The following is a 19,437-nucleotide window of genomic DNA, read 5'->3' as shown; positions in this document are numbered from 1 at the left end:
GCCTGGCCCAACGCGTCACAGGCATGCTGGAACATCACCCGGCCCGACCTGTGCGGCGAGAGCATCCCCAGACGCGGCTGCGGCGCGGTGATGAACGTCAGACACCAGTGTTCCGGTGCGACGGTGTGCATCACGATCACCGACTGCGGACCGCGTACGAAGGAATGGTGCGGCGAGGCAGCCTGCTGCAACGGCGCCTGCCGCACCAACCGCGTCCTGGATCTGACCCCGGCCGCCTTCTCGGCCATCGGCAACCTCAGCTCCGGCAAGCTGCCGGTCTACATCTACGAGTGAGAAGGGACGCGGACATGACCTCTCGTCAGGACGACCACCGCGGCCTGGGCCGCCGTCGCTTCCTCACCACCGCCGCCCTCAGCGGCGCCACGATCGTCGGCGCGACCGCGCTCGGCGGCATCGACGCCGACGCCGCCTTCGCGGCCGAGCCGTCACTCGACCCCGCGATCGCGAAGTCCTCCTTCGTTGAGGGCCGGATCACCGGCATCACCGGCAGTGTCCTGGAGGTCGCCGGTTCCTACGGTGACCACGCGCGGGTCCAGATGACCAACGCCACCAGTGTGTGGAAGGTCCGCGCCACCACCGCCGCGGAGATCGAGATCGGTGACGGGCTCTACGCCCGCGGCGTGCCGATGCCCGATGGCACCATCGCCGCCGACGCGGTGTGGGTGAACATCGTGAACCTCGACACCCAGATCCGCGGCATCGCGAAGAACCGGCTCCACCTCGCCCACGGCCAGCACGAAGTCGTCGGCAACGTCCTCGCGGACACCACGAACGCCTCGTACGCGGGCCGCGCGCTCACGTCCGACCTGTCCCAGCTGCGTATCGGGCAGAGTGCCCAGGTCCTCGGGGCCTGGCGGCCGTCCGACAACTCCGTGGACGTCGTCCGTATCTCGGTCGGGCACTGACAGCGGCGGGACCGAGGAGGAAGACGGACAGATGCTCTCACTGACAACGGGCCTCGCCCCGCTGGTCCTTGCCGGTCTTTTGGGCTGGACCGGCGCGGTCAAGCTGTTCAGCCGCACCACCGTGCTCCAGGCGCCGAAGACGGCACTGGCCCGCATGATGAGCAGCAGTGAGCGAGCGGCGCTGGTGCTACGCGGCACCGGCGCCGCGGAACTGCTCATCGCCGCAGGGTTGTTGGCCGTACCGGGGAACCCTGTGCCCGGGGTGGCCGCCGCCGTCCTCGGCGCCGGTTTCCTCGGCTATCTCGGCTACGGGAGGGCGCTCGCCCCGGAGTCCTCGTGCGGCTGCTCGGCGAACGAGGACGCACCGATCACCTGGCGCGCGTTCGCACGCGCCGCAGTGGTGCTGGTGGGCGGTGCGACGGCGGCCGTGGCGCACGGCAGTTGGTGGTCCACGGTCTCCGGGCGGCCCGCCGGGTCGCTCGGATTCCTGGCCGCCGCCGCGGTCGTACTGACCGTGCTCTCGGCCGATCTTGACCGGTGGTGGCTGCTGCCGCTGAGGCGGACGAGGCTGCGTGTCTTCGGGCATCCGCTCTTCGGCACCGGGGAGGGGGACCGGGTGCCGGTCGCCGCGAGCGTCGAACTGCTGGAGAACTCCCTTGCCTGGCAAGCCGCTTCACCCGTGGTCCGCTCGGCCCTGCTGGACCACTGGGAGGAGGACGGCTGGCGCATTCTCCTGTTCTCGGGTGTGTACGAGACGGCGGAGCCGGCCCGGCCGGTCTCCGTGGTGTTCGCACTCGACGCCACGTCCAGCCGTGACACCCCCGGTGACCCCGTCGTCCGCGTCAGTTTCCTTGACGCGGACAGCGGGGAGCCGGTGGGAGCGGAGCTGCTGAGCGCGGTGCCGTCGCGGAAGGCGCTGCCGTTGGTGGGCTGAGGCAGCCTGCGGAGCGGTAGTGGAGGGAGCGGGGGAGGGGAGCGGTCAGGGAATGGGTCCGGGGGCGTCGCGTGCGCTCCCGGACTCGTCCCATGTCTGACCAGGTTCCGTACGCGGAAGGCTGGACCGCGCTCACCCTCACATGTCGGCGACTCGGCTGTGCCCATTCTGGGACATTTCCCGCAAAGGTGTACGGGCAGGGATGGTGGTGACCGTGGTGCCGACGGTGAGTACCGGCGGGGCCATTGAGCAAGGCAAGGAGCGTTCATAGTGCGTACCAACCAGAAGATTGCCGTCACCCTCGCCGCCACTGTGCTGGCGGGCACTGCTGGTGCGGCAGTCGCTCAGGCTTCGCCCGTAACTTCGTCGGTAACTTCGTCGGCCACGGGCAGGAGTGTTGCCCCCTCCGCCTGCCGTCCGGCCAACCACACGGCAAAGATCACCGAGGGGGCCCACAGCGCGGGGCACCGTCACTACCGCGTCACCCTGACCGCGCCGCGCGGATACGAGCCGTGCAAGCTGGCCGGTTCGCCCACCAACGTGCGGTTCTCGCATCACGGCTCGGACAGTGAGGTCACGGCCGGCCGCTACGGCAGGCAGGGGACCGTGGTGACCTTCGGTCCGGGCCACCCGGTGCACTTCGACATCCAGGTACCGAGCAACCGCCGCGGTATCCGCGCGGACGAGGCATCGTTCACGCTCCGGGCTCCGCGCGGGCAGATCCCTGGCACGTCGTTCGCCGATGGCAGGCTCAAGGTGGCCACCGGCACCCTCATCGGTCCGGTACGGCCCGGCGCCTGATCTCCTTCCAGGGCCAAGGTGCGGTACGCCTATGTCGTCGGTCCGGGTGCGGGGCGTCGGCGGTGAGTTCGCCGAGTTGGACCGGCTCGGGGGTGACGAAGTCGGGGCGTTCGGCGTTGGCGAGGAGCAGCAGGTCCTCCACGATCCGGGTCATCCGGTCGAGTTCGTCGGTGACCAGGCGGAGGGTTTCCTCGCGGTCCGCCGGGTCGTCGCCCATCACTTCGAGGTGGCCGCGCACGATCGTGATCGGGGTGCGCAGTTCGTGCCCGGCGTCGTCCACGAACTCGCGCTGGGCGGCGAAGGCCCGCTCCAGCCGGTCCAGCATGGCGTTGAACGTCGCGGCGAGAGCGGCTATGTCGTCGCGTCCGTGCACGGGGATGCGCCGGGTGAGGTCCTGCTCGGTGAGCCGTGCGGCGGCGGCCCGCACCAGCCGGACGGGCAGCAGTATCCGCCCGGCGACGACCCACCCGATGCCGGTGGTCATCAGCAGGGCGACGCCGGGGATGGCGAGCAGCACGCGGAACACCTCGTCGGCGCGCTCCTGTTCGCGCCGCGGGTGGAACGCGACGACGAAGGCGGCTTCCGGGTCGCCGTCGTAGGGGGCGATCGCCACCTTGGCCCAGCGGATCTCGCCCGCGGGGCGCTCCAGGGTGCCGGTGGTGTCCGGGGAGTCGAAGATCCGGCGGCGGGCGTCGGTGTCCTCGTGCAGCGGCACCAGCGCCGGGATCCGGCGCGGCTGGATGATCTTCGCGAGGTCGCCGCCCCGGCCGGCCATCAGGCCGATCAGCTCCTCGTCGGCGTGCTGGCGCTGAAGGAACACCCGCAGTAGCTGGGTCGGGTCGGTGAACGGCCCTTTGGTCTTCGGGTCTATGCCCTGCTCTTCGAACTGGGTGAACTCGATGGCCTCCTGGGCGAGCAGATCGCCTATGCGCTGGTCCGTGTCGCGCAGCAGGATCGTACGCACGGTGGTCGCGACCGAGCCGAACGCCATCGTCATCACCAGGAGCAGCCACAGCAGGATGCGGACGCGGGCGGAGATCCGCGTCCGGCCCCGCCGCTCAGCCGTCGCCGCCGGGGCCGTCGTCGTCCCCGGCCGATCCGCCTCGGTCGTCGTCATCGTCTCCGCCGGTGGGGCTGGTGGTGGGTGGTACGTCGGTCGCCGGGGGCGGCGGGACGACCTCGTCGCTCGGGGTCGGGGAGTCGGGACTGGCGCTGGGGGAGCCGCTGTCCAGCTCCACCTTGGCGGGCACCTTCGGGGAATCCGGCCGGTCGGAGAGGGCGAAGCTGGTGGCGGCGATCCCGAGCGGGATCACGACGACGGCGGCCAGGGCCGCCATACGGTGGGAGAAGACCATGCCACCGATGCTGCGAAGCGCACCCACCGGTCCAGATGAGCCCCGGATGAGAAACTCTTCATGAAGCCGTCGCGAGAGGTCCCGGGGCTCGCCCACTGGCGTACGTGAGGTCCCGCGAGGTCGCATCCCACGGGGTGCCGACGAGGCCGCTGTCCTGGACCGCAGCACTGAAGCACGCCCCTCCCACGGCTGGCTGCAGCACGCTGACCCCTGCTGATCGTGTTACCTGTCGCCGGGCAGCATCCCATGGCCCACTGACGCGGCGGCGGCCCAACTGCTTCTCGCGTGGGCGTCAGGATTGCTCCCGGCAGGTAGCTGTCACGAGATGTGCGGTGAGGGGCGTCGGCCTGGGGAGGGTGCCTGGGTGGACCGTCGTCCAAGGCTGGCCCGATTTGGGGAGCCGGGGCGGGCTCGGCAACGCTCCTGCCCGACACCGCGGCAGTGCCAACTCGTGGCGGGCCGCGCCGTATACAGCTGCTGCCCGCCGCGTTCGCCGCGCAGCAGGGGCTGACTGTCGGCGTACTTGAGAAGGTGCGCTCAACGAGATACGGATATAGGTGCTCACCTGAGTGTCGTCCTGCCCTCACTCAGATGGCAGTGCGTGCGACGATCGTGGAGTGGAGAATCCTGGTCCGTTGTTCCGTCGACGTCTGCTGATCGACTCGCTGTTGGTGGTGGCTGCTGACGCTTCGGTCCAGGTTTCCTGGCTGGTGAATCATGGTGTGAGCGCGGACGAGATCACCCTGGACTTCGATCACGCTTGCCGCATGGCGGAGAGGCTGGCGGAAGCGGGGCACCTCGATCACCAAGTCCTGCCTGGCCTGCGCGAGATCGACACTGTCTTCAGCGAGATGAGTGGCGAGGGTAATGCTGATCGCTGGACCGAGGACGCTCTGTCCAGCGATGAGGGCTGGAACCAGGCCCGGCGGTTGGCCCGCCGGGTCCTCGATGTGGAAGTAGGAGGCTGGGACCAGCCTTTGCCGGAAATTACGGTGATCCGGTGACGGCTCCTCCTGGGCAGGCGACATCCGTATCGGGCTCGTTGGCAGCGAACCGGTTCTTCAGCCGGTAACTGGGACCGTTGATGGAGACCACATCGCAGTGGTGCAGGAGCTGGTCAAGGATGGCCGTGGCGAGGACTCCGTCGCCGAATACCTGGCCCTGTTCGCTGAAGGTCTTGTTCGAGGTCAGGATGATCGACCCCTTTTCGAGCACCTCCACGACGAGGCCGCTGTGCTGGTCGTCGACGAGACCGGTGACCTGAAGGAGGGCACCCACACCGTCGGGGTCCAGCGCCAAGCCGGAACCGGCCCGGGTGAGACCGAACGGTTCCTGGACACTGGACACCGCGTCGGCCGGGTCACGGGTGACGAGGTCTACGGCGGGCGGCAACCCGAAACTGCGATCCGCGCTGGCAAACCGCAGCATCGGCTATGTTCTCGCGGTGGCCTGCTCAGCCCAAATGGCCACCGGCGCAGGCACGTTCCGCGCTGACGTGCTGGTGAAGAAGGTGCCGAAGAGGGCCGGGCAGAAGCCGTCGGCCGGACGCGGCGCGAGGGACAGCGGTTCTACGACCGGGCCGTCATCGACCTCGTCGAGGTGGCACTGGGCCACCACCAGCTCCTGGTCCGTCGCAACGGCACCACCGGTGAACTCGCCTTCCTCGCCCTCGTCCGCGCCGCCAAATACGGACACCGCCCCACGCCGGGCGACCTGATCCCGCTGACCTGCAACCAGGTGCGATCACGAGCCAGCCATCACCGGAGACAAGTGTGACTCAGTACTTTCGCCGGCCACTCCGAGCACCGAAGTTGGTCGCCCGAGCCGAAAGCTGAGGGTTCATCGGTCGCTGGGCGTAGGTCCTGCGCCTCAGGCGCGCTTCGCGCCTGCTGGCTAGGGTCGGTCCTCATGGAGACCACGGGAATCGTTCGCCGCCGGACGGCGGAGCGAATGCGCGACGCTCTGGAGCGGCTTGTTAGCGAGCGGGATGTGTGGGTGTCGACGGCTCACCCTGATCACGGGCCGCACCAGGTGCCGCTGTGGTTCCTGTGGGACGGGCGAGCAGTGTGGATGTGCACCAGCGCCACTTCCGTGACTGCGCGAAACGTCCGCGAAGAGCCGCGCGTGCGCCTGTCGCTACCGGACACCTTCGACGTGGTGCTCCTCCAGGGTGAGGCGGAGTGCTTCCCGGACCAGGAGGTGCCCGTAGGCGCGGCGGAAGCGTTCGCCGACAAGTTCGGGTGGGATCCACGCGCGGAAGAGGGTTCCTTTCTGTATGTACGCGTAACCCCGAGGACTGTGCGCGCTTGGCGTGGCGAGCCAGAACTACGCGGGAGAGTCATCATGCGCGACGGGATGTGGCTGGAGTAACGACTGTCCCTCGCCGACGCACCTCTCTCGGATCACGATCTACAGCTGGAGTGCCAGCGAGCCCTTCGGGGGTGGGAGAAAGACCCTCACGGACCCTCGCCTCTGTGCGGCCGTATCGACCGGCTCACCCTCAACGGCACGATCATCGAAACCGGCACCGGCTCCTACCACCTCGCAAGCCCCCGGGCCCGGAGCGAAGAATTCGCCATCGTGACACGATACCGGCCGTCCGGGCAGGCGAGATGCGGGCGGAGGTGCCGGATCCCGGAGCAGACCCGTGCGGGAATGAAGCGGCCGGGCTCGGCGGGTTTCTCCCGGCGGGCGATGTAGGTCGGCGGCGGCTCGACGGATGAGCCGGAGCCGGGTGAGGGCGGCGATGATCAGCGAGGTGCAGCGGGCTTGGGCCTCGCCGAACCGCACACCACGCACCGGGCACCGGGCAACTGGCCTTGCGCACCGGTGGCCGCCGGCAATCGGCTGTCCCTATCATCGCGAACCATCCCGAGCAAGGCCAAGACGTCGGCTGGTCGACCGGGAGCCCCGGAGGCCATCCACGCCACCCACTTCCGCTCATTCCGCCGGCTCGGTGCTCGGTCCACGGCACGCTCGCCGCGAGCGAACTGGTGGTCATCCTCAGCCTGACGGACCACCACGCCATGTATGCCGTCCTTGAGTCGGCCACCGAGGCACTGTCCGGCCGGGTCCTCGTCAATCTCAGCTCGGACATGCCCGACACTTCGTTGCCATCGGCGGTGCCGGAGATTTTCCGGCGAGGCACAGCGGCCGGCCATGTCGACGACAGCGCGACCAGCTTGATCGAGGTCCTGAAGGAGCCCGCCGTATAGCCACTTCGCGTAGCCACTTCGCGCCGGGAGTCGGCCACGCAGCAACAGTTCGGGGGAGCCGACCGCGCTCGGCGCTCGCGGTCGCTGCCCGTCGACGTTCGACAGGACCGACTACCGCGAGCGCCACGCAAACGAGGGCTGTGTCCAGCTCTCATACGAAACCGGACAAGACGGCGAGTGAGGGTCAGGGATTCATGGCGGCTCGGTCGGACTCACTGCGCAGAACGCAGAATTCGTTACCCTCGGGATCCGCGAGGATCGCCCAACCTGAACCATCGGGATTCCGGTGATCGGCAACAAAGGCGGCACCGAGACCCATGAGCCGGTCCACCTCCTCATCGCGCGAGGTCTCAGGGCGCAAACACAGATGGATCCGGTTCTTGACGGTCTTACCCTCGGGCACCTGGTTGAAGTACAGCACCGGGCCCTCCGCCAGCATCACCTGAGTCTCCCGGGCGCCCGGTCCGTCCTCCGGATGCAGCGGACGGCCGGTCACCCTGCTCCAGAACCGAGCAAGCTCATAGGCATCCGCACAGTCAATCGCCACGTTCTGCAATACCGAAACCATGTGCGCGAGCCTTCCTGATCTTCACACCGAACGCCACTGGGTTGATCTCATTCTCCGCGCACACAGCCCAGGCACCTGGCAGCACCTTCGTATCCAGGTACTGCCCGTGTTCATCGACGACCAGTACCGCCCCGACGGCGATTCCGGTGCTACGCCGCGTGCAGCGCCAGCGTCGGCGAGAGGCGGGCCGCGCGTACCGCAGGATAGAGCCCCGCGACCGTGCCGATGACCAGTGTCGTTGCGAAACCGCCTCCGACGGCCCACAGCGGAACCACCCACGGCAGGCCGTCGACGCGTGCGAAGATCCCCGTTGCCGCAGCGCCCAGCAGGACGCCGGCCAGGCCGCCGAGGCCGGACAGCAGCAGCGACTCCGTGATGAACTGGATGCGGATCTGGCCCCGTGCCGCGCCGAGCGAACGTCGCAGGCCGATCTCGAACCGTCTCTCAAGGACCGAAATGATCATGGTGTTGGCGACGCCGACTCCGCCGACGAGCAGCGCGATGCCGCCGAGCCCGAGGAGCAGGCTGCTGAACGCCCCCTCCATCGCGGCTTTCGCCTGCAGTTTGGCGGACGGGTCAGTGACCTTGATGTTCTGCGGGTTCTGAGGGTCGAGGCTGGGAGCGAGCAGGCTACGGACGTCCCTGACGGAGTCGCGGGTCGAGCGCTCGTACACCGCGGTCGGATGGCCGTCAAAGCCGAGGAACCGCTCGGCTGCCTCCCAGCCGACCAAAGCGGCGCGTTCGAGTTCGGGAGCCAGGGGCAGCGGTTCGAGTATGCCGACGACCGTGAAATAGCGGTCGCCCAGCCAGACTTGCTGCCCCGCCGCGCCGATCCCGAGGCGCGCCGCGGAGACATGGCCGAGTACGACGGCCGGATAGCGCCCGTTGGCCTTGTTGAGCCACCCGCCGCTGCCGACCTCGCCGCGTACGACCTTCAACAGCCCTTCGGAAGCAGCCTGGACGCTGATGCCGCCGGTCTCGTTCTCGGGAACCTTCTCGTTACGTCGTACGGACTCTTCGACGGTTCCGGTCGCGCCCGCCTGCTCCACCCCGTCGATACGGCTGACCATGCCGACGGCGTGCTTGGGCAGCTTGACGCTCTCCCCGGCGAACATCGACTCGCCCGGTTCCGCCACCAGCATGTTCGTGCCCAGTCGGTCGAGCCGCTGCAACAACTGCTCTTTGCTCGACGCGGAGATACCGACCACCGCGATCATGGTGGCGACGCCGATGGCGATGCCCAGCGCGGACAGGACAACGCGTAGCGGGCGGCTGCGCATGCCGCCGGAGCCGACGTGGAGGACGTCGCGCGGGCTGAGCCGGGCGGGTTTGAGTCGGGTGGGTGTGAGCTTGCGGCGGGCCATCAGGCGCCGGTCCAGGCGCTGTCGGACAGGCCGGGCGATGTGCCATGCCTCACGTCAGGCGGTGCGCCATGCTCAACGTCGGGCGGTGCGTTGCCCGGTACGCCTGATTCCCCGCTGTCCCGCAGACCGGTCCCGGCACCGCCGTTCCGTGCGCCCTTCCCCACGCCGCCATCCCTCACATCACTCATCACGTCCTGGACCACCTCCCCGTCGCGCATCCGCACTTGCCTGGGCAGTCGCGCGGCGACCTCAAGGTCGTGCGTGATGACCGCGATGGTCGCCCCTGTCGCGCTGAGGTCATGCAGCAGCGTCATCACCGAGTCGCCCGACGCGGAGTCCAGCGCGCCTGTCGGCTCGTCCGCCAGCAGCAGTTCGGGTTCGCCGACGACGGCACGCGCGATGGCGACCCGCTGCTTCTGCCCCCCGGACAACTCGTGCGGCCGGTGTTCTCTGCGGTCGGCGAGACCGACACGTTCCAGTGCCTCGGCGGCCCGCCTGCGCCGTTCGGCACGCGGCAGGCCGGAGTAGAGCAGTCCTTCGGCCACGTTGTCCTGTGCGCTGAAACCCGGTACCAGGTGGAACGCCTGGAAGACGAATCCCACGTGGCGTGCGCGCAGCGCGGAGAGTTCGCCGTCGGACAGGGCCGCCACGTCGAACCCGGCGATCGAGACCGACCCGGAGGTGGGTCGGTCCAGGGTGCCGATGATGTGCAGCAGGGTGGACTTTCCGGAGCCGGACGGCCCGACGATGCCGACCAGTTCGCCCCTCTCGATGCTCAGGTCCACGCCGCGCAGCGCCATGACGCCACCCGCGTACTCCTTGGTGACCCTCTTGAGGTCGACGACACGCGTCATATCTTCGGCACCCCCACGTTCATGCCGGCGCGCACCGCGTCGCCCCTGACCTCCACCCGGCCCTGGGCGAAGAGGCCGAGCCTGACCGGTACTTCACGGGTCTTGCCGTGCTCCACGACCTGGAGCCCGAAGCCCTTGTCCGGCAGGGCGAGCAGTGCCTCGACGGGTACGGTGAGGACGCTTTTGCGTGTCTCGCCGGTGAAGCGCACGGTGACAGGTGCCTGGTCCAGAGCACCGGTCCTGTCCGCTTTGTCCAGGGAGACCTTGACAGTGATCTTGGGTGATGGATCGTTAGGGTCGCTGCCTTGCTTGGCCTGGGTGCCGACAGCGCTGATCTCGCCGGGTGCGGAACTGCCGTCCGGCAGGGTGACGGTCACGCGGTCCCCCTTCTTGACGGACGCACTCTCCCCGACGTCGAGTTTCACGGTGATGACGCGCCTGGAACCGGTCGTGGTCAGTACGGCCTCACCGGGCGCCGTCAGGTCGCCGACGGTTCTGCCGGCGCTCTCGATCCGGACGGCACCGGACGCGAAGGCGATGTCCTTCGGGTCCAGGGTGCCCGTCTGCTTGTCGCCGTTCGCCTTCTGCCAGCGCTTCACGGCGCGGGCGGTGAGGTCCGAGTACGTGGTGTCGACGGTGAAGCCCGTGTAGCCGAGAGCGGCGAGGTTCTCCTCCAACTGCCGTACGTCCTCGCCCTCGATGCCGACCTTGAGCATCCGGTACATCGGTTCGGAGCCGTACATCAGCCGGACCTTCTTGCCGTCGACCGCGTACAACCCGCCGTTCCGGCGTACCATTGAGCCGGCCTTCGCTGTCCAGGTCACGGTGCCTGCAACAGTCGCGCTGAACGTCCGCCGGCCCGCGTAACCGATGGTCCCGTCGGCCACCACACTCTCGCTGAGGTTCTCGCGTTCGACGACGGCCGTGGCCGGCGGCAGTCCGGAATCCCGCGGTGTGCCGCTGTCATCGGGAAGAGTCAGGGCGGCGAACGTGGTGGAGCCGCCCACCACGGCCAGCACGCCCAGGATGACGTACCTGCGCTTCACCGCAGTTCGCCTTCACACGCCTTGCTCGCCTTCTGGAACTCCTGGGCCTCCGCATCGCTCTTCGGCTGCGGCAGCCCCTGCGCCTCGCCCTCCTTGGGTTCCGGCATGTCCTGGCCGTGGTCGCGCATGCACTTGCGGTACTTCAGTTGCTTGTCCTTGTCGGCCTGCGACTCCTGGCTGCCGGTGTCACCGGCGGGAACCTTGTCCTTGCACGCGTTGAGTGCCTTCTCCACCGTCGCCTTGCTGTTGCCGTCACCGCCGACCGGGATTCCGGGTTCTTCGGCCCCACCGTCGACCGGCTCCGGCATGTCCAGACCGTTGTCGCGCAGACACTTCCGGTACTCCAGGCCCTCGTCGGCCCCGGTCTTCGCGCTGTTCGACGACCCGGAGTCCTTCACGCCCCCGCCGTCCGAGCACGCCGTGCCGAACAGCGCCAGCACGGCCACGCAGGACGCCGCGGCGACGAGGTGGCGATACGTCCGGCCGGGGCGCTTCCCTGCGGACGGCTGGGGTGGAGCACTCCGGAAGGCGCCCTTCAGGGACGAGTTCTGCTTCTGCACGGAGATCTCCTCGACGTCGGTGGTGCGGTGAATGCGAACGCCGTGAGCGTGCCGTGAACCCGCCTTTCGTTTCTCTCAGCAATTCCGTTTACAACAACGAAACCGTCCGCCCGGTATAGAGGTGCCCATGCGTGTACTGCTGGTGGAAGACGAGGAATTCCTTGCCGATACGGTCGCGGAAGGTCTGCGACATGACGCCATCGCCGTGGACGTGGCGTACGACGGCCTGACCGCGTTGGAGAAGCTGCGGCTCGGGGCGTACGACGTCCTCATTCTCGACCGCGACCTGCCGGGGCTGCACGGCGACGAGGTGTGCCGCAGCGTCGTGCGGCAGCGACTGCTCACCCGCATCCTGATGCTCACCGCAGCCGGCGCCGTACGGGACCGGGTGGACGGCCTCGGCCTGGGCGCGGACGACTACCTCACCAAGCCGTTCGCGTACGACGAACTGCTGGCGCGCGTCCTCGCCCTCGGACGCCGTGCCCGGCCCGCGCTGCCCCCGGTCATCGAACGGGCCGGACTGGTCCTGGACACCGCCCGGCGCCAGGTCACCAGGGAGGGCCGCTTCCTCACCCTGTCCCGCAAGGAGTTCGCCGTCCTGGAGACGCTGATGCGTGCCGACGGCGCGGTCGTCAGCGGCGACGACCTGATCGAGCAGGTCTGGGAAGAGGACACCAGCTACCGCACGAACGCGGTCCGTGTCACCCTCTCCAAGCTCCGGGCCAAGCTCGGTGACCCAGCCCTGGTCGAAACGGTCCCCGGCTGCGGTTATCGCGTCCGAGTGAGCGGATGAACAGCGAAAGGGCCCGGCTGACGGTCCTCTTCACCGGACTCCTTGTGCTCGCCGGCGTCCTGCTGACCGGCCTTGTGTACGTCCTGCTCAAGCAGAGCCTCGACTCCCAGATCGATCGCGCGGTCGCCGGGGTCACGCTCACGGATGAGTCCCGAGCGGACGCACCGACCGGACCGGCGACCCCGATGATGCCGCTGACGACGGTGGGCAGGCTCGCCGATGCCGAATCCCAGGTCGCCGAGACGGTCAGCCATGTCGCCGGGGACGCGGCACTGAGCCGCTTGCTCACCGTCTCCGGCCTGTCCCTGGCCGCGTTCGCCGTCGTCTTCGCCGCGCTGGCCTGGTGGATGGCCGGCCGGGTGCTCCATCCCGTCGGCGCCATCACCGCCAGGGCCCGGCAGCTCTCGGAGGCGAACCTGCACGAGCGGCTCGCGCTCCGGTCGCCGCCCGGCGAACTCAAGGAACTCGCCGACACCTTCGACCAGATGCTCGACCGCATCGAGCATCTGGTCGCGGCACGGCAACGGTTCGCGGCCAACGCCGCGCACGAACTGCGCACCGCCGTCGCCGTCCAACGTGCTGCTGCCGAGATCGGTCTGGCGAACAACCCGCCACCGGAGAAGGTCGCCCGTATGCGGCGCAAGCTGGTCCAGAACGCCGAGGGGAGCGAGCGGCTCATCGAGGGCCTTCTCCTGCTCGCGGTCTCCGACCGGGAACTCTCGCGCCGTGAACGCGTCGCACTGCACGAGATCGCGGGCGAATGTACGGAAGGTCTACGGGAGGAGGCGGCCCGACGCTCGGTCACCCTGGACATGGCGGCGGAACCGCTCTCCGTCGAGGGCGACCCCGTCCTCCTCGAACACGCCGTGTACAACCTCATCTCCAACGGCATCCGTTACAACCACCCCGGAGGCACCGTCCGCGTACGCGTCGGCCCGGACGCCGTCGAAGTCGACAACACCGGGCCCGTGGTGCCGTCCGCGGACATACCGCTCCTCTTCGAACCGTTCCGCCGCGCGGCGGAACGCCGCCACGGCCGGGGAGACAGCGCGGGCCTGGGCCTCTCGATCGTCGCGTCGATCGCACGGGCCCACGACGCGGACACACGAGCGAGCGCGAACCCGGCCGGCGGACTGACGGTCCGGATGACCTTCCCGCCCACACGGAGATCCGGGGACTGATGCGTGAGGCGGGCAGGGCCGGGGCCAGACTGGTGCAGTTGATCTCGTGAGGTGACTCCGGCCCAGGGGATCCCGCGAGTCACGATGAGTTCTGCGGCGTCCGGCGGTCCTACTGTCGAACCCGTTACCGAGGAGGACTTCTGATGCGCAGCGTGACCTATTCGATGAGCGTCTCACTCGACGGCTACATCGTCGGGCCGGACGGCGACTTCGACTGGACGGCGCCCGGCGAGGAGGTCTTTCGTTCCTGGATCGACGAGATTCGAGAGGTCGGCGTCCACCTGCTGGGACGACGGCTGTACGAGACGATGTTGTACTGGGAGACCGCCGACCAGGATCCATCGCTCGACGACTCCCAGCTTGAGTGGGCCGCGATCTGGAAGCGACTCCCCAAGGTGGTGTTCTCCACCACGCTGTCGGCGGTGCAGGGCAATGCCCGCCTGGCCTCCGGCGGCCTGGCGGAGGAGATCGCGCGGTTGCGAGCCGAGCCGGGCGATGGCGACATCGCGATCGGCGGCGCGGCTCTCGCCGCCGAGGCCGCCGTGCTGGGTCTGATCGACGAGTACCGGGCCAGGGTCTACTCGGTGCTGGTGGGCGGTGGCACGCCGTTCCTTCCCCAGCGCGAGCGCCGGGTGGATCTCGAACTCGTCGAGACCCGCACCTTCGGTTCGAGAGTCGTCCACCTCCGCTACCGCGTGGCGCGCTAGCCGGATCGTCCGCCCGGTGATGGTGAACTCGGTGGTGGCGAGGGTGCTCCGGGGATTCTGACCACCGCTTCCGTGCCCCTGTCCTCGGCGGGCCGCAACGTCACGGTCCCGCCCGACCGGTGCACGGTCTGCGCGACGATGGCGAGGCCCAGGCCGCTTCCGGGCAGGCTGCGGGCCGCGGGTGAGCGCCAGAACCGGTCAAAAACGTGAGGCAGTTCGTCCGGGGGGACACCCGGCCCCTGGTCCCGGACACTGAGCCGGCCGCCAGCGAGTCTCAGGCTCACGGTTCCCCCGGCGGGCGAGAACTTCACAGCGTTGTCGAGCAGGTTCACCACGGCGCGCTCCAGCGCTGCGGGGTCGGACAGCACGTACCAGGGGTCCAGTTCGGAGGCGAACCGCAGTTCCGTGCCCCGGCGCTTGGCGCGTTCCAGGGCCCGCTCGGCCACCTCATGCAGGCCAACAGGCTGGAACGCAAGGCTCCCGGGGACACCGTCGGGGCGGGAGAGTTCCTGAAGGTCCTTGATGAGGCTGGCCAGTTCCCCGATCTGCGCCCCGATGGACGTCAGAAGATCACTGCGGGCGGAGGGCGGCAGCTGGCGGCCACTCTGCTCGCTCCGGATGAGGAGTTCGATGTTGGTGCGCAGCGATGTCAGCGGGGTGCGCAGTTCGTGCCCCGCATCGGCGATCAGTTGTTGCTGCCGGTCTCGGGAGGAGGCCAGGGCCTCGGCCATGGCGTTGAAGGACCTGGAGAGCCGAGCGATCTCGTCATCCCCGTCAGCCGGGATACGCACCGAGAGATCTTCAGTCCGAGCGATGTGCTCAACAGTGCTGGTGAGTCGCTCGACCGGGCGGAGACCGGCCCGCGCGATGCCGAGTCCGGCGGTGGCCGCGCCGATGACTCCGAGACCCGCAACGCCGAGGAGGAGCAGCGCGAGGCTGTTCAGGGGGTCACTCACACCGCTCATCGGCTGCGCGATGGAAACGGCATAGGCCCCACCCAACCCCGGTGGAAGGTCAGGGCGCGATGTCGCGACGCGCATCGCCTGCCCATCCTCGGACTTGGCGTCGTGCAGCGTGTCGTCCCGCATGCCCTGGGCCACGGCGATGTCACTGTCGACGACCTCGATCGGTGTGCTGCCGGGGGCCGCGCAGACGGTGCCGTCCACGGTAACGACCTGAACCGTGTAGGGAGTCGGTGTGTCAGTCGTCTGGTCCGGTTCGGGCTGCTCGATCCCGCACGTGCGCAGTAGCTGCTGCACGTACCCCGGCGAAGCCTGCACGCTGCGCAGGTTCGAGTCAAGCTGCTGCATCAGTTGCTGGCGGGTGACCAACCAGGCGGTCACAGCGGCAACGCTGACCGCGACGGCCACGGCGACCGCGGCAAGCAGTCCGAGCCTGGCCCGCAGAGTCAACCGCCGGAGTTGAGTCGTCAACGGTCCCCGCCCTCGCACACTGTGACCATGGATCGCTGCTCCTGAGTAGTGGCCCCTGACGTCTCGCAACCGCCTCCAACGATGCCCCCGCGGTTCCCGTTGTGTTCCCCCCTGCGCTCACGCCGGAAGTATCCAACGCCAAGATGAGAGCCTGGTGAAGGCAACAGATCTTCGTCTCGGAAGCCTTGGTCGAAGTCCTGGAGCACGGCTGACATCCTCCTCACGCTTGGCGGTGTTCGTGGCGGGGGTGTGTCGTGGGGGGTCGGGTGTCCGGGCCCTGGTCGGTGTGGTCAGGGGGCAGCGTTCGATAATGCGGTCATGTACGTGGCTCACCGACCCGACTCCGACCTCTCCCATCTGGCGTACCGGCACCTGGCGTTGGAGGACTGTCCCCGTGACCTGAAGCTGGGGCTGAATCTGGGCTTCTACCGGGTCTTCGGGATCCCCACCATCGCCCGCGTTCTGGCGGGGACGGGCAAGCTGATGGACCGTCCGCTGGTGCGTGCCAAAGCGACCGGTGCGCTCATGTACACACTGGTGGAGCACGGTCTGGACAGCACCGCCGGCCGCGAGGGAGTGTCGGCGCTGAATCGTCTCCATGCCCGGCTGCCGGTGGGCAACGACGAGTTCGTGTATGTCCTGGGTGCCTTTTGCGTCACTCCGATGCGCTGGACCGACCGCTACGGTGCCCGCCGTACCACCGCGCGCGAGAAGGTCTCCGCCCACGCCTTCTACGCCGCTCTGGCGGACCGTATGGGTATCGGGTCCGTACCGGGCTCGTACGTCCGACTGGCCCGCTGGATGGACGACTACGAGCGCCGCCATATGGCCCCGAGCGCTGAGGGCAGAGCCCTTCTGGAGGCCACCCGCACGGTTCTGACGGCCCGTTTCCCGCCGTGGGCCGCTCCCGCCGTCCGAACCGCCTCCGCCACCCTTTTCGACGCCCGGCTCCGCGAGGCCCTGGGTATCCCTGCCCCGCCCGCTCCTGTCCGCTGGACGACGGGTGCGGCCTTGCGTCTCATGGCGAGGCGGGGTCGTGGCACGGCCAGCGGCTGAACGGTCCGGTGTGCCCCTTGCCGGCCTGCGCCGGCCAAGCCCGGCACGAGCCCGATGTGCTGCGCCCCCGATCTCGAAGCCGATGTAGGAGAACCCGTCGGCCTGTGGCGCAACGCCGAGTAGGGCGCCGGGGCAAGCGGGCCGAACTCGCCCTCGACGCCCGCACACGGCGGTGGGCCAGCTCCTGTTCACGGTCGTCCAAGGGCGATTTCCGGCCGCGCAGGCACCCGTACTCCGGCACCTTGCCGCCCAATGTCTTGACAGGTTCACGATTGAAGAGCAATTTGTGGGAGCGCTCCCACGCATCGGTGTCATCGCTACAACCGACGCACCATCCGCTCGACCCGCACTGCGCACACCCTCCACCCCATCCCGGAGGGCCGCCCCTCCGGGACGTACGAGAAGAGGAGCACAGAGCCGCATGAACCCATGTCAACGCAGTCTGTCCGGGCGCGGATTCGGACGACGCAGACTCGGAAGACTCAGGTCCGGACCCACACCCGGACTCCGAACCGGGCTGCGTCGAAGGACCGTCGCACTCGGGGCCGCCCTCGCCACCGTGGCCGCGCTGGCCGTCGCCGCGCTGCCGGGACAGGCGTCCGCCGCGACCCGGCTCGACAACCCCTACGCCGGAGCCACCCCCTACGTGAACGCGGACTGGTCCGCGAAGGCCGCCGCCGAGCCGGGTGGCAGCGCCATCTCCGACAAGCCGACCTTCGTGTGGATGGACCGCATCGCCGCCATCCAGGGCACCAGCGGCGCGAGAGGCTTGCGCGCACATCTGGACGCGGCGCTCGTCCAGGGCGCGAACCTGTTCCAGGTGGTCATCTACGACCTGCCGGGACGTGACTGCTCCGCCCTCGCCTCCAACGGCGAACTCGGCCCGACCGAGATCGACCGGTACAAGAACGAGTACATCGACCCGATCGCCGACATCCTGGACGACCCCGCATACGCGTCCTTGCGGATCGTCACGCTCATCGAGCCGGACTCGCTGCCCAACATCGTCACCAACGCGGGCGGCACCGCCGGGTCCACCGACGCCTGCGTACAGATGAAGTCGCTCGGCAACTACGAGAAGGGCGTCGGCTACGCGCTGCACACCCTGGCCGCCATACCGAACGTGTACAACTACATCGACGCCGCCCACCACGGCTGGCTCGGCTGGGACTCCAACATGGCCCCGGCGGTCGACGAGTTCAAGAAGGCCGCCACCTCGGAGGGCGCGACCGTCGCCGACGTGCACGGCTTCATCGTCAACACCGCCAACTACTCGGCACTCAAGGAGCCCTACTTCAAGGTCACGGACACGGTGAACGGCACCACCGTGCGCCAGTCCAAGTGGGTCGACTGGAACTACTACGTAGACGAACTCTCCTACGCGCAGGCGCTGCGTTCCCTGCTGGTCAGCCGGGGCGGCTTCAACGCGAACATCGGCATGCTCATCGACACCGCCCGCAACGGCTGGGGCGGCACGGCGCGGCCCACCGGCTCCGGTCCGACCACGAGCGTGGACGCGTACGTGGAGGGTTCCCGGGTCGACCGTCGTATCCACGCGGGCAACTGGTGCAACCAGAGCGGCGCGGGGATCGGCGAACGTCCGGTGAGCGCGCCCGCGAGCGGCATCGACGCCTATGTGTGGGCGAAGCCGCCCGGCGAGTCGGACGGCAACAGCCAGCCGATCGCCAATGACGAGGGCAAGGGCTTCGACCGCATGTGTGACCCGACGTACACGGGCAACGGGCGCAACGGCAACAACCTGACGGGCGCGCTGCCGAACTCGCCGCTCGCCGGTCACTGGTTCTCCGCGCAGTTCCGGGAACTGGTCAAGAACGCCTACCCACCGCTGAACGGCAGCGGCCCCGTCGACACCCAGGCACCGACCGTGCCGACCGGGCTGACGGTGACCGGCACGTCCCGCTCCACAGTGTCCCTCTCCTGGACGGCGTCCACCGATGACACCGGAGTGAGCGGCTACGACATCTTCCGGAACGGTGTCCAGGTCGGTACGAGCACATCAACATCCTTCACCGACACCGGACTTGAGGCGTCCACCGGGTACAGCTACCGGGTGCGGGCGCGGGACGCCGCCGGAAACACCTCGGCCCTCTCGACGGCGGTGACCGCGACCACCACGGCGGGCGGCGGCACGGGCACCGGCTCGCTGAAGGTCCAGTACAAGAACAACGACTCCTCCGCCACCGACAACCAGATCCGGATGGGTCTGCAACTGCTCAACACCGGCAGCTCGGCCGTGGATCTCTCGAAGGTGACGGTGCGGTACTGGTTCACACCGGAGGCCGGAGCGAGCACGTTCGGGACGTGGTGCGACTACGCCGTCGTCGGCTGCTCCGTAGTGAAGCTCGGGGTGAAGTCCGGTGGCGGCGCGGCGGGTGCGAGCCACTACCTGGAGGTCGGTTTCGGCAGCGGCAGCGTCGCCGCAGGCGCCTCCACCGGCGAGATGCAGTTGCGCCTTGCCAAGTCGGACTGGTCGAACTTCGACGAGAGCGACGACTACAGCCGAGGCACCGGCACCACGTACGCGGACGCCACGAAGATCGGTGTGTACGTGGACGGCGTCCTGGCCTGGGGCACCGCCCCCTGACGCCACTGGGGGAGGGCGGCGCGGGAATGCGGGTGCGCC

At 68.8% G+C, this 19,437-nt stretch carries 19 protein-coding genes and 3 pseudogenes; 13 read left to right on the top strand and 9 right to left on the bottom strand.

The window, feature by feature from the left end; translation table 11 throughout:
* Positions 1–123: 123 nt before the first annotated feature.
* The 4 genes from ACFVT5_RS42385 (at position 124) to ACFVT5_RS42370 (ending at position 2,661) form a co-directional block, all read left to right on the top strand.
* A complete protein-coding gene (locus ACFVT5_RS42385; RefSeq protein ID WP_389899542.1) occupies positions 124–294 on the top strand; it encodes a hypothetical protein in 171 nt (56 codons plus the stop codon).
* 14 nt (positions 295–308) lie between these two features.
* Positions 309–926, top strand: coding sequence for a cell wall protein (locus tag ACFVT5_RS42380; RefSeq protein ID WP_389899541.1), 618 nt, complete (start codon positions 309–311; stop codon positions 924–926).
* A gap of 31 nt (positions 927–957) precedes the next feature.
* Positions 958–1,860 (top strand): MauE/DoxX family redox-associated membrane protein, encoded by a 903-nt coding sequence (locus tag ACFVT5_RS42375; protein WP_389899540.1) that lies wholly within the window; start codon positions 958–960, stop codon positions 1,858–1,860.
* Positions 1,861–2,127: 267 nt separating this feature from the next.
* Positions 2,128–2,661, top strand: coding sequence for a DUF4232 domain-containing protein (locus ACFVT5_RS42370; RefSeq protein ID WP_389899555.1), 534 nt, complete (start codon positions 2,128–2,130; stop codon positions 2,659–2,661).
* Positions 2,662–2,716: 55 nt separating this feature from the next.
* Here ACFVT5_RS42370 and ACFVT5_RS42365 read toward each other — a convergent pair.
* Together ACFVT5_RS42365 and ACFVT5_RS42360 are read right to left on the bottom strand one after the other, a co-directional pair.
* Positions 2,717–3,778 (bottom strand): annotated as a pseudogene (locus tag ACFVT5_RS42365) (histidine kinase dimerization/phospho-acceptor domain-containing protein); the annotation flags it as partial.
* Positions 3,720–4,016 carry a small secreted hydrophilic protein gene (locus ACFVT5_RS42360; protein ID WP_389899539.1) on the bottom strand — a complete coding sequence of 99 codons (297 nt, stop codon included), beginning with the start codon at positions 4,014–4,016 and terminating at the stop codon, positions 3,720–3,722. The pseudogene ACFVT5_RS42365 and the gene ACFVT5_RS42360, both read right to left, overlap by 59 nt.
* A 617-nt stretch (positions 4,017–4,633) precedes the next feature.
* Between ACFVT5_RS42360 and ACFVT5_RS42355 the strand changes: the two genes are divergently transcribed.
* Positions 4,634–5,020, top strand: coding sequence for a hypothetical protein (locus ACFVT5_RS42355; protein WP_389899537.1), 387 nt, complete (start codon positions 4,634–4,636; stop codon positions 5,018–5,020).
* Here the strand turns inward: ACFVT5_RS42355 and ACFVT5_RS42350 are convergent.
* A pseudogene (locus tag ACFVT5_RS42350) lies at positions 5,004–5,225 on the bottom strand (ATP-binding protein); the annotation flags it as partial. The gene ACFVT5_RS42355 and the pseudogene ACFVT5_RS42350 overlap by 17 nt on opposite strands.
* On the opposite strand from ACFVT5_RS42350, the pseudogene ACFVT5_RS42345 reads away from it, so the two are divergent.
* The 3 genes and pseudogenes from ACFVT5_RS42345 to ACFVT5_RS42335 form a co-directional block, all read left to right on the top strand.
* Positions 5,196–5,678, top strand: a pseudogene (locus ACFVT5_RS42345) (IS701 family transposase); the annotation flags it as partial. The pseudogenes ACFVT5_RS42350 and ACFVT5_RS42345 overlap by 30 nt on opposite strands.
* 246 nt (positions 5,679–5,924) lie before the next feature.
* Positions 5,925–6,386, top strand: a complete 462-nt coding sequence (locus tag ACFVT5_RS42340; RefSeq protein WP_389899536.1) for a pyridoxamine 5'-phosphate oxidase family protein — start codon at positions 5,925–5,927, stop codon at positions 6,384–6,386.
* Positions 6,387–7,009: 623 nt separating this feature from the next.
* Positions 7,010–7,231, top strand: coding sequence for a hypothetical protein (locus tag ACFVT5_RS42335; RefSeq protein WP_389899535.1), 222 nt, complete (start codon positions 7,010–7,012; stop codon positions 7,229–7,231).
* A gap of 184 nt (positions 7,232–7,415) precedes the next feature.
* Here ACFVT5_RS42335 and ACFVT5_RS42330 read toward each other — a convergent pair whose 3' ends face one another.
* From ACFVT5_RS42330 to ACFVT5_RS42310, 5 genes are all read right to left on the bottom strand, one after another.
* A complete protein-coding gene (locus ACFVT5_RS42330; RefSeq protein WP_389899533.1) occupies positions 7,416–7,799 on the bottom strand; it encodes a VOC family protein in 384 nt (127 codons plus the stop codon).
* Between the two features lie 149 nt (positions 7,800–7,948).
* Positions 7,949–9,163: an ABC transporter permease gene (locus ACFVT5_RS42325; RefSeq protein ID WP_389899532.1), complete on the bottom strand. Its 1,215-nt coding sequence runs from the start codon at positions 9,161–9,163 to the stop codon at positions 7,949–7,951.
* The gene (locus ACFVT5_RS42320; RefSeq protein WP_389899530.1) at positions 9,163–10,017 is read right to left on the bottom strand and encodes an ABC transporter ATP-binding protein; all 855 of its coding nucleotides are present in this window, start codon (positions 10,015–10,017) and stop codon (positions 9,163–9,165) included. Before ACFVT5_RS42320 ends, ACFVT5_RS42325 begins: the two co-directional genes overlap by 1 nt.
* Complete coding sequence (locus ACFVT5_RS42315; protein WP_389899529.1) at positions 10,014–11,063, bottom strand: peptidoglycan-binding protein; 1,050 nt, start codon at positions 11,061–11,063, stop codon at positions 10,014–10,016. Before ACFVT5_RS42315 ends, ACFVT5_RS42320 begins: the two co-directional genes overlap by 4 nt.
* Positions 11,060–11,623 (bottom strand): hypothetical protein, encoded by a 564-nt coding sequence (locus tag ACFVT5_RS42310; RefSeq protein ID WP_389899528.1) that lies wholly within the window; start codon positions 11,621–11,623, stop codon positions 11,060–11,062. Before ACFVT5_RS42310 ends, ACFVT5_RS42315 begins: the two co-directional genes overlap by 4 nt.
* Positions 11,624–11,750: 127 nt before the next feature.
* Here ACFVT5_RS42310 and ACFVT5_RS42305 point away from each other — a divergent pair, with 127 nt between their 5' ends.
* From ACFVT5_RS42305 to ACFVT5_RS42295, 3 genes are all read left to right on the top strand, one after another.
* Positions 11,751–12,416 carry a response regulator transcription factor gene (locus tag ACFVT5_RS42305; RefSeq protein ID WP_389899526.1) on the top strand — a complete coding sequence of 222 codons (666 nt, stop codon included), beginning with the start codon at positions 11,751–11,753 and terminating at the stop codon, positions 12,414–12,416.
* On the top strand, positions 12,413–13,597 hold the full coding sequence (locus tag ACFVT5_RS42300; protein WP_389899524.1) for a sensor histidine kinase: 1,185 nt from the start codon (positions 12,413–12,415) through the stop codon (positions 13,595–13,597). Before ACFVT5_RS42305 ends, ACFVT5_RS42300 begins: the two co-directional genes overlap by 4 nt.
* Positions 13,598–13,740: 143 nt before the next feature.
* Positions 13,741–14,304: a dihydrofolate reductase family protein gene (locus tag ACFVT5_RS42295; protein ID WP_389899523.1), complete on the top strand. Its 564-nt coding sequence runs from the start codon at positions 13,741–13,743 to the stop codon at positions 14,302–14,304.
* Here the strand turns inward: ACFVT5_RS42295 and ACFVT5_RS42290 are convergent.
* The gene (locus ACFVT5_RS42290) at positions 14,301–15,674 is read right to left on the bottom strand and encodes a sensor histidine kinase (RefSeq protein WP_389899522.1); all 1,374 of its coding nucleotides are present in this window, start codon (positions 15,672–15,674) and stop codon (positions 14,301–14,303) included. The genes ACFVT5_RS42295 and ACFVT5_RS42290 overlap by 4 nt on opposite strands.
* Positions 15,675–16,055: 381 nt before the next feature.
* Between ACFVT5_RS42290 and ACFVT5_RS42285 the strand changes: the two genes are divergently transcribed.
* Together ACFVT5_RS42285 and ACFVT5_RS42280 are read left to right on the top strand one after the other, a co-directional pair.
* Positions 16,056–16,793, top strand: a complete 738-nt coding sequence (locus ACFVT5_RS42285; protein ID WP_389899520.1) for an oxygenase MpaB family protein — start codon at positions 16,056–16,058, stop codon at positions 16,791–16,793.
* 421 nt (positions 16,794–17,214) lie between these two features.
* Positions 17,215–19,398, top strand: coding sequence for a glycoside hydrolase family 6 protein (locus ACFVT5_RS42280; protein WP_389899518.1), 2,184 nt, complete (start codon positions 17,215–17,217; stop codon positions 19,396–19,398).
* The last annotated feature ends 39 nt before the right edge of the window (positions 19,399–19,437 follow it).

It is taken from the genome of Streptomyces sp. NPDC058001 (genome assembly GCF_042886315.1).
Taxonomy (GTDB): Bacteria; Actinomycetota; Actinomycetes; order Streptomycetales; family Streptomycetaceae; genus Streptomyces.
The sequence above is the reverse complement of the archived record's forward strand: the minus strand, read 5'-3'. Positions and strand labels throughout refer to the sequence as shown.

Coding starts and splice junctions, on each gene's coding strand:
- ACFVT5_RS42380 (WP_389899541.1), top strand. CDS start 309: ATGACCTCTCGTCAGGACGACCACCGCGGCCTGGGCCGCCGTCGCTTC.
- ACFVT5_RS42375 (WP_389899540.1), top strand. CDS start 958: ATGCTCTCACTGACAACGGGCCTCGCCCCGCTGGTCCTTGCCGGTCTT.
- ACFVT5_RS42360 (WP_389899539.1), bottom strand. CDS start 4,016: ATGGTCTTCTCCCACCGTATGGCGGCCCTGGCCGCCGTCGTCGTGATC.
- ACFVT5_RS42340 (WP_389899536.1), top strand. CDS start 5,925: ATGGAGACCACGGGAATCGTTCGCCGCCGGACGGCGGAGCGAATGCGC.
- ACFVT5_RS42330 (WP_389899533.1), bottom strand. CDS start 7,799: ATGGTTTCGGTATTGCAGAACGTGGCGATTGACTGTGCGGATGCCTAT.
- ACFVT5_RS42325 (WP_389899532.1), bottom strand. CDS start 9,163: ATGGCCCGCCGCAAGCTCACACCCACCCGACTCAAACCCGCCCGGCTC.
- ACFVT5_RS42320 (WP_389899530.1), bottom strand. CDS start 10,017: ATGACGCGTGTCGTCGACCTCAAGAGGGTCACCAAGGAGTACGCGGGT.
- ACFVT5_RS42305 (WP_389899526.1), top strand. CDS start 11,751: ATGCGTGTACTGCTGGTGGAAGACGAGGAATTCCTTGCCGATACGGTC.
- ACFVT5_RS42300 (WP_389899524.1), top strand. CDS start 12,413: ATGAACAGCGAAAGGGCCCGGCTGACGGTCCTCTTCACCGGACTCCTT.
- ACFVT5_RS42295 (WP_389899523.1), top strand. CDS start 13,741: ATGCGCAGCGTGACCTATTCGATGAGCGTCTCACTCGACGGCTACATC.
- ACFVT5_RS42285 (WP_389899520.1), top strand. CDS start 16,056: ATGTACGTGGCTCACCGACCCGACTCCGACCTCTCCCATCTGGCGTAC.
- ACFVT5_RS42280 (WP_389899518.1), top strand. CDS start 17,215: ATGAACCCATGTCAACGCAGTCTGTCCGGGCGCGGATTCGGACGACGC.